The following is a 4,731-nucleotide window of genomic DNA, read 5'->3' as shown; positions in this document are numbered from 1 at the left end:
AATCTGCGGGTCCCGCCCGGCCGCCTGCTCGATCTCGACAGCGACCGAGCCGCCGACCGGTTTGTTGTGGACGGCGTCCACGAGGCGGACGTGGTCGATGACCTGCGGATCGGCGTGGTGGGCCTGGCACCAGGGCGGGCAGCTGCCGGCGGGCGTCGGCGCTTCGCGGGTGGACGTGGTCACGGTGGCCTCCCTTTGTTGGTCTCGTGGCTTAGAAGCGTGCTGTCGGCTGGAAGCGAGCTCGACGATCGCGATGGCGCTGAGCAATGCGGCGTGGCGCGGGTCGTGGCGCAGGAGCGTCTGCCACACGCTGGTGAAGATCTCGGGATCGGCGAAGTCGGTTCGGCGGATCAGGATGCGGACGGCGTCCGTGAGTGCCGCGAGCTCGCGCTCCACCCGGGGCCGGTTCCGCTCGGCTGCCGCCAGCATCCCCGGGTGCCGGCGGCCCTGCACCGAGATCGCGCCCAGTTGATCGGCGAAGGCCCGGTCCACCACGAGGGTCCGGGACGGCATTGCCCGCCCTGGCCCGGCTGCCCTTCTGGCGGCGTGATGGTGATTCCTCAGGTAGTCCTGCATTGCGGCAGCCCAGCTCAGCAGGGACCGGTCAGCATCGCCCAGAAGAGAGCCGCCCGCGTCGAGCGCCCGGTCGGCCAGCGCCCAGAAGCTTCGAGGGCCGGGCTTCCTGCCGCCCTCGATGTGGGCGACAGCATCCTCCGAGTAATTGACGCAGTCGGCCAGGTCCCGGCGGGTCATACCGCGCTGCTCTCGCCGAGCCACCAGCCGCCGACCGAGACCTAACAGGATCTCGACGGGCGGACGCGCAGACGCCACCGCCGCCGTTCCGGCGTTGGAAGGCACCGAGGCGGGCGGACGCTGCGCGCCGGAGAACGCGCCGTTCGACACCCGCCCCGGTGCCGGCATCACGTCGACCTGACCGTCGTGGTCGTGGCCGCGCGCGTCGAGCCTCGGCAGTCCAGGCACGCGCGCCGCGTCCGGGCGGGTGACGAGCCGCAGCTGACGGCGGCGGCCCGCATGTCCAGCTTGGCCGTCACGTACTTCCAGCCGAAGCCGGCGCACGGCTGACAGCGATTCACTGTGGTGCGCTTCTTGCTGGTCACCCGATTCACTCCCTGAGTGGGTCCTGCAGGTCGGTGACTACGAGCTTCATGTCGATCACGACTCGTCGACAGAGCGTGAAACCCGGCAGGGCGAGCGACCCGACGCGAAACCCGACGCGAAACGGTTCTCGATCGACCGTGACCGCCGAATACCATCGGAGTGACGACCGAGCGATCGGGGAGGGCAGACGTGGCGCGTCCCAAGCGCGGCGAGTTCCACCCCCATCTGGCAGAACACCGCGCACGCCTCGGCCTGACCCAGGACCAGGTGGCCGAACGGCTGCAAGCGCTCGCCCGCGAACACGGCGACGGGCATCTCGCCGTCAGCGGGGAGACGGTCGCCCGCCACGAGCGCGGCAAGTACCTCCCCGGCCCGCACTACCGCCGCCAGTACACACGCCTCTACGGCGCAAGCGAAGAACAGCTCGGATTGGTCCTCAGCAGCAACCCGCCGCCGGCACTGTCCGGGCAGGTTCTTCCAGCGACCGATGCCGACGATGCGTTCGACGCGTTCGACGCGTTCGAGCTCGCCCAGCGAGCCGCCGCGTCCGATGTCGGTGACACGGTGCTGACCGGGCTTGAGCAGGCCGCCGACCGGTTGGCCGTCGCGTACCAGGGCACCCCGCCAGCGATTCTGCTACCGGAGGTTCGGCGCCACCTGGGCTACATCGGCCAACTGCTAGACAAGCGCGCGACGCTCGACCAGCGCCGGCGACTGCTGGTCGTCGGCGGTTGGCTGTCCCTGCTCGCCGCGACCGTCGACATCGACCTGAACCTACGACCGGTAGCTGCTGCCCGGCTCAACACGGCGACCTCGCTCGCCGAGCAAGCGGGACACAAGGAGATCGTCGCCTGGTGCCTCGAAACGCGAGCATGGGACGCACTGACCGAGCGCAACTACAAGCTCGCAGTCGACCTATCCCAAGCGGCACAACGGGTTGCGCCGCGCGACGGGTCGGCCATCATTCAGGCGACCGCCCAGGAGGGTCGAGCTGCGGCACGCCTCGGCGACGATCGGCAAGCCCGTGACGCGCTCGCCCGGGTGGAACGGATGGCTTCGCCGCTCGCGGTTCCCGATCAGCCTGAGCACCACTTCCGTTACGACCCGGCGAAGCAGCTCGCCTACAGCGCTACTGTTCTTTCCTGGCTCGCCGACCCAGCCGCCGAGGCCTACACCCGGGACGTCCTTAACCGACTCGAATCCGGCCGGGATGGCGGCACGCGTCCCCGGCGAGTCGCCACTGCAAGACTCGACTTGGCGCTCACCCTTGCGGGCTTGGGCAACCTTGACGAGGCGGCAGGACAAGCGATCGTCGCCCTTAAATCCGGCCGCATCGTACCGTCGTCGGCTTGGCGAGCCGCCGAGATCGTGGACGCTGTCGAAAACCGCGAGATTGCGGAGGCCGCGGAACTGCGAGAGGCATTCGATGCCATTAGACATAAAAACGGACATGTCTAACCGTCGAGCCGCTAGATGGCGTGAGTCCGGCGCGATGCCCTTCCGCCTGAACCCGTCGCCGAACCGTCGAGCCTGTGTCTAGTCCCGACGGGGCACGACGAATTGCTGGGTATCGCTCAACAAAATGTCGTACCCGTGGCTTAGCGTGCGCACATGGCGTTCGATGTATCCGGCCACGTCGTGACCGTGGATCGGGGTTGGATCAGTCTGCAAGACCTTTGCGTCGGCGATCGAGTGTTTCATGCCGCTGGGTCGAAGGCTGTCGTCACCTCAGCCGACTTGCAGTCGACGTCCCAGGACTGTTACCGGGTACAGACGACTGACGGACGGGTTGTCGTCGCCAGCGGAGATCAGCTGTGGAGGGTCACGGACAAAAGGGCTTGTCGTTCGATTGGATCGCGAACCGCGAGAACGACATGGTTCGAGGAGCGAACAAGCTCAACACGTGAGCTGCTCGATTCTGGCTTGTCGCGATATCTCGGTGGCGGTCGGACGTCTCTCACAGACGGAAAGCGTTATTCGACTAATGAATACCGCTATTTGTTGCCAAGCCAGGCGCCCATAGTGTCCGAAAGCCGAGAGCCCCCCCTAGACCCGTACTTGCTTGGAGCATGGCTTGGGGACGGAACCTCGGCCGGTAGCATCCTGGCGGCGCACGTGTCCGATGTTCCACATTGGACGGAAACGATTGTGGCAGCTGGATTCATTCCCGTTGTTCGAATCGGCGGGGGAACCCGGGACACCCGCCATATTGGAATCACGTGTGCACCGGGTCTCGGCCGGCAGCGACGTTCTTTCGGAGGCCGACTCGCTGAACTGAACCTGATACGCAACAAGCACGTGCCCGATGCGTATCTCTCCGCGGGCACGAGCCAACGGGAGGCGATACTGCAAGGGATGTTAGACACCGACGGCACTATCAACGCTGCGCGAGGACAGGTGGAGTTTTGCTCAATGAATCCGCGTCTGGCCGATGGCGTCCTACAACTCGCTCGCTCCCTCGGTTGGCGCGCTACCTTGCGCACGGGCCGCGCGATGCTAAAAGGCAGAGATTACGGCGAAAAGTTTCGAGTATTCTTCACGCCCGTCCGTACCGACCCGTACGTGCCATTTGGACTTGCTCGCAAGCGTGATCGAATTAAGGATCATGACGGTGGCAAGGGTCGATCGACCCTATCTATCGCGACCATCACTAGGGTGGAGCCGTTGCCACTATGTAGCATCCAGGTTTCTGGCCCAGACGGGATGATCCTGCTGGGAGATCACTTTATGCCGGTGCTGGTGGGCATCTCCATCTGAGGCGACTCGCCCGGTGTGGGTTATCTCGCCACGGCATATAGATTGCTCACATGACGACGGGGTGCGGGGTTCGAATTGCATTGCTCGTGCAACTGCCGAATTTTCCTGTCTTGAACCAAGGCGCCGCACAAGCGCGGCGCTGGCGTGGGTGAGCCGGCGCCCGCGGCGGGCCGCCCCGGCTGTCTATGACACCGGGGCGGGAAGCCGCTCTGCGCGCCGGCGAGCCCACGCCCCAACCCGGCCAGCTGCCGGCGCAGATCCAATGTCGCACGTCCGTCGTGCTTCGGGCCGCTGCTCCCGCCGCAGGCCATGTTCGAGTCCTCGCACGCTGTTGCCTCCGGCGGGAGCACTCGGGCTCCGGGGGAGGGGTGGACCGTCCCGCCCACCGTCGACCCAGGCGGAGCCAAGCAGACCGGCGTCGGGGCCGCCACCGTCCGTACGACTGTCACGGTTTGCTCGTTGTGGCGGCCCCGACGCCGGTCCGCTTCCTTGCAGGTGGGTCGACGGCAGACGGGACGGTCAAGGGAACGACGGCTGCCGTGGGCGCGAGTCAATGCCCGAGTCGGTCGAGGAGCTTGGTCATAGTCGCCCTTGCAGCGGACATTTCGGCTTGGAACACATCGGGCCATTGCTCGACCAGGCGCTCATAGGTTGAGACCGCTTCACGGCCTGCATCGAGAGCGTTGGTCAAGTCAATGTCTCCCGCCTCACATACCCACGCGTAGCACCACAGCGATCGGGCGAGGTCGGGTTCGAAGGCGGCGGGGTTGGTGGCGGCCAGCCGGCGGTACAGGTCGACGGCTTCGGTGGCGGCGGTGAGGGCGTCCTCGCGTCGGCCCAGGTTCGACAGGCGGA

General features: G+C 66.4%; 4 protein-coding genes. 2 read left to right on the top strand and 2 right to left on the bottom strand.

Annotated features, from left to right (window positions below; translation table 11 throughout):
• Window positions 1-1,077, bottom strand: a 1,077-nt coding sequence (locus tag Voc01_RS52500) for a helix-turn-helix domain-containing protein (protein ID WP_203935318.1), incomplete at its 3' end; no start/stop codon positions are given.
• A 231-nt stretch (window positions 1,078-1,308) separates the two neighbouring features.
• Here Voc01_RS52500 and Voc01_RS52495 point away from each other — a divergent pair.
• Both Voc01_RS52495 and Voc01_RS54395 read left to right on the top strand, forming a co-directional pair.
• On the top strand, window positions 1,309-2,577 hold the full coding sequence (locus Voc01_RS52495) for an NsdA family TPR-like regulatory protein (protein ID WP_203935317.1): 1,269 nt from the start codon (window positions 1,309-1,311) through the stop codon (window positions 2,575-2,577).
• A 153-nt stretch (window positions 2,578-2,730) separates the two neighbouring features.
• A complete protein-coding gene (locus Voc01_RS54395) occupies window positions 2,731-3,876 on the top strand; it encodes an LAGLIDADG family homing endonuclease (protein WP_275423845.1) in 1,146 nt (381 codons plus the stop codon).
• 550 nt (window positions 3,877-4,426) lie between these two features.
• Here Voc01_RS54395 and Voc01_RS52485 read toward each other — a convergent pair.
• Window positions 4,427-4,731: hypothetical protein (locus Voc01_RS52485; protein WP_203935315.1), on the bottom strand; the 305-nt coding region annotated here is incomplete at its 5' end.

The sequence above is a fragment of the Virgisporangium ochraceum genome, assembly GCF_016863655.1.
In the GTDB taxonomy this organism is placed as follows: Bacteria; Actinomycetota; Actinomycetes; order Mycobacteriales; family Micromonosporaceae; genus Virgisporangium; species Virgisporangium ochraceum.
The sequence above is the reverse complement of the archived record's forward strand: the minus strand, read 5'-3'. Positions and strand labels throughout refer to the sequence as shown.